The following is a 3210-nucleotide window of genomic DNA, read 5'->3' as shown; positions in this document are numbered from 1 at the left end:
GGCGCAGTATCCGGAGTCGGATTTTATCTGGAGTAGCGTCGCGAGTTGCGCGCCCGTGCTGGCTTCTCGGGCCCGCTCTGTCAGCATAATATGTAGCTATCTGCCGAGTGTCGCGAGTATCCCTGATCGTGCAGCTCCGATTCGAGACAGCGCTGGCCGGCGAAGCTTACGTTGCCGAGCAAGCATGGCGCACCGCCGACCTGCCTCGCTGCCCGCTGCATCCGCGAGGCGGCTGCTCTTTTGCCCGCCACGGCACCTACGCCCGTAAGACACCAGCCGGGGTACGTATTCCTCGCTGGTATTGCCCGCAAGGGCATCGCACGTTCAGCCTGCTACCGGATTTCCTTGCGTCTCACCTACCGGGCTCACTGCAAACTGTGGAGATCGTCGTGTCGCATGCCGAACAATGCGCCAGCATGGAGGCAGCGGCCAATGCCTTACGTATTGACGATATTACATTGCCCAGCGCGATACGTTGGGTCCGTCGCCGAGTAAGACTGGTGCATGATGCCTTGTTAAGGGTACATCGCTGGTTTCCCCAATACTTCGGTGATGGTGATGGTGAGGCGAGCGTAACGGCATTGCGTGACCGGTTGCCTGGGCGGAGTGCATTGGTCCATCTGCGCGAAGCTGTCGCTCCGTATCTTGGCGTACTGCCTTCGCCGGTGGGCTTCGCCTTGCATAGCGCCTGCAGCAATCATGATCGCTCGCCTCTCCAACATAAGAAGGGGCCAGACCCGCCCATAGTGCCGCGCTAACGTGTTTGCAAAGGGGGTATCTCCGCCAATGGGAGTTGCATGATGCCAGGCGCGCACGTTAGCTGCTTTGCGGAGGCCAAGTCTGAGGTCGTGCGCGTGTGGTGCGAGAACCGTTATCTCACCCCAGCCTCGGCCCGTCAGTATTTGCAATGGGTTCGCCGCTTTTATGACTATTGTGGCAGGAAGGCACTGGATGCGGAGTTGCAACTCACTCATGCGGGTGCGATGGCCTTCGCCCGGTGGTATGCGCGGCGGCGGCACACCGACGCCGGCAGCGCCCGCCACAATGCGCATTGCGCTCTGCGCGCCTGGGCCTTCGCGCTACGCTCCATGGATCACGACTTGCCTGTCTGGGAATCCGTTTCCCGGCGCCAAGAGGTTCAACCTCCATTGTTGCAGGAGTTCGCCGAGTATTTGCGCCAGCATCGCGGCAACCCCGCCATGACGGTCAAGAAGAAGATCGCACATACGACGTCTTTCCTTGCGTATCTGCGCCATCGACACCGGCATCTGCGTCACTTGAAGCTGTCCGACATCGATGCCTTTCTCGTAGGCTGCCGCGAGCACTACGCGCGCACAACCACGGCGGACATCGGCTGCAGCCTGCGCAGCTTTCTACGGTTCCTGCGAGTGACCGGACGACTGCCAGTCGACTTGGCATCGTCCGTGGTGGGGCCGATGGTGCGCAGAGATGAGCGACCACCTCGGGCGTTGCCGTGGGTCGATGTACTCCGCATCCTTGCCGCCGTTGATAGCACCACAGCCAAGGGGCAGCGGGATTACACGATGCTGCTGTTGATGAGTACCTACGGTCTGGGTGCGGGCGAAGTGACGCGTCTGACCTTGGATGACATCGACTGGCATACTCTCACCCTGCATGTGGTACGTCCAAAGACCGGCGTCGAGTTTCTGCTGCCATTGTTACCTGCGGTGGCGTGCGCGGTGGCGCGGTACCTACAGGACGGACGTCCCCGCCACACCCCTACGCGACACCTGTTCATTTCCACTAAAGCACCGCACTTGCCGCTCGGCTGTTCGTCCGCGGTGCGATATATCCTCGTCACCCATGCTCATTCCGCTGGCGTCTGGGCGGAATACTTAGGCAGCCACGTGCTGCGTCACACGCACGCTTGTCGCCAGATGGAGCTGGGCGTAGTCCCGAAGGTACTGGGCGATATCCTGGGTCATAGGAACGCGGACTCGGTCTCCGCCTATGTGCGCATTGCCACCGAAGGTCTGCGCCAACTTGCCCTGCCGGTGCCACGATGAGCCACGTGAACGCCATCGAACTTGCGCGAGACATCGCGGACTTCCTCGCATTTAAGCGTGCCATGGGATATTCGTATCGACGAAGTGAGTTCACGCTAAAGAGCTTTCAATGCTTCGTCGAGCAACGCGTAGGCGGGCAAGCGAGGGGCTCGCTTACCGTGCTGCTGAAGGAATGGCTCGCGCGCGCCGATGGTCGCAAGCCTGTCACGGTGGGGCTGGAATTCGGCGTCGTCCGCCAACTGTGCTTGTACCGACGCCGCCGCGATCCCAACAGCTTTGTTCCCGATCATAGTTGGGCACCGGTCAAAGAATCCACGTTCCTACCTTACATCTTCTCGCCCGAAGAAGTGCGAGATCTCATCGAGCGAGCCGGGCGGCACCGTGGTCGGAATGTGGGCTCCGTGATGTTGCGCACCTTGATGTTGATTCTCTACTGCACCGGTCTGCGCTTGGGCGAGGCAGTGCGCCTCCAGTTGCCAGATGTCGATCTGAACCGTCAAACCTTCTTCATTCGAGAGAGCAAAGGCAAGAGCCGTATCGTCCCGTTTCGGGCCGATCTGACCAAGGAGATCCGCGACTATCTATTGGCGCGACAGCGCATCGTGGACAGGGTCAATGGTCGCGATCCGGGCGCACTGCTGCTGCGCGAACACGGGCAAGCGTTGTCGGTAAGAACAGCATCCGATGCCATCCGCTTGCTTCTGCGCAAGGCGGGACTGAAGCCCATCACCGGGCGGATAGGGCCGCGTCCTTATGAGTTCCGCCATGCCTTCGCCGTGCACCGCCTGACGCTATGGTATCGCCAAGGGGTCGACATCCATGCCAAGTTACCCTGGCTATCCGCATATATGGGACACGTCAACGTGCTGGGCACCGAGGTTTATCTTGCAGCGACACCAGAATTGATGCGACTCGCTAGCCAGCGTTTTGCGAGACGCTGGAAGCGGTCCGGCAAAGTGTCATGAGTCGAACGCCAAGGCAGGCTTTGTTGAGCTGCGTCGAGTCGTTCTTCGTTGACTACTTGCAGCGTATGCGTGGGGCCAGCCCGCACACGGTTCGAGCCTACCGCGATACCTTGCGATTGTTCTTCACCTTCCTGGCCGACACCCGAGGTCGCGCCGTGACCGACTTACAACTGGCCGACCTGAATGTCGACGTGGTCGCCGCGTTTCTGTCTCAACTA

At 60.4% G+C, this 3210-nt stretch carries 3 protein-coding genes; all 3 read left to right on the top strand.

Annotation, left to right across the window (positions count from 1 at the left end; translation table 11 throughout):
* Window positions 1-797: 797 nt before the first annotated feature.
* The gene (locus tag ACGLHR_RS51175) at window positions 798-2027 is read left to right on the top strand and encodes a tyrosine-type recombinase/integrase (protein ID WP_400103709.1); all 1230 of its coding nucleotides are present in this window, start codon (window positions 798-800) and stop codon (window positions 2025-2027) included.
* A gap of 5 nt (window positions 2028-2032) precedes the next feature.
* Complete coding sequence (locus ACGLHR_RS51170) at window positions 2033-2992, top strand: tyrosine-type recombinase/integrase (protein ID WP_400103707.1); 960 nt, start codon at window positions 2033-2035, stop codon at window positions 2990-2992.
* Window positions 2989-3210 (top strand): site-specific integrase (locus tag ACGLHR_RS51165; RefSeq protein WP_400103705.1); only part of this gene is annotated, 222 nt, incomplete at its 3' end. The genes ACGLHR_RS51170 and ACGLHR_RS51165, both read left to right, overlap by 4 nt.

The sequence above is a fragment of the Cupriavidus sp. CuC1 genome, assembly GCF_044627735.1.
GTDB lineage: Bacteria > Pseudomonadota > Gammaproteobacteria > Burkholderiales > Burkholderiaceae > Cupriavidus > Cupriavidus ulmosensis.
This window is presented reverse-complemented; position numbering and strand designations above follow the sequence as displayed.

What these genes read in the sequence shown, in the direction of transcription:
- ACGLHR_RS51175 (WP_400103709.1), top strand. Translation starts at nt 798, where the DNA reads ATGATGCCAGGCGCGCACGTTAGCTGCTTTGCGGAGGCCAAGTCTGAG.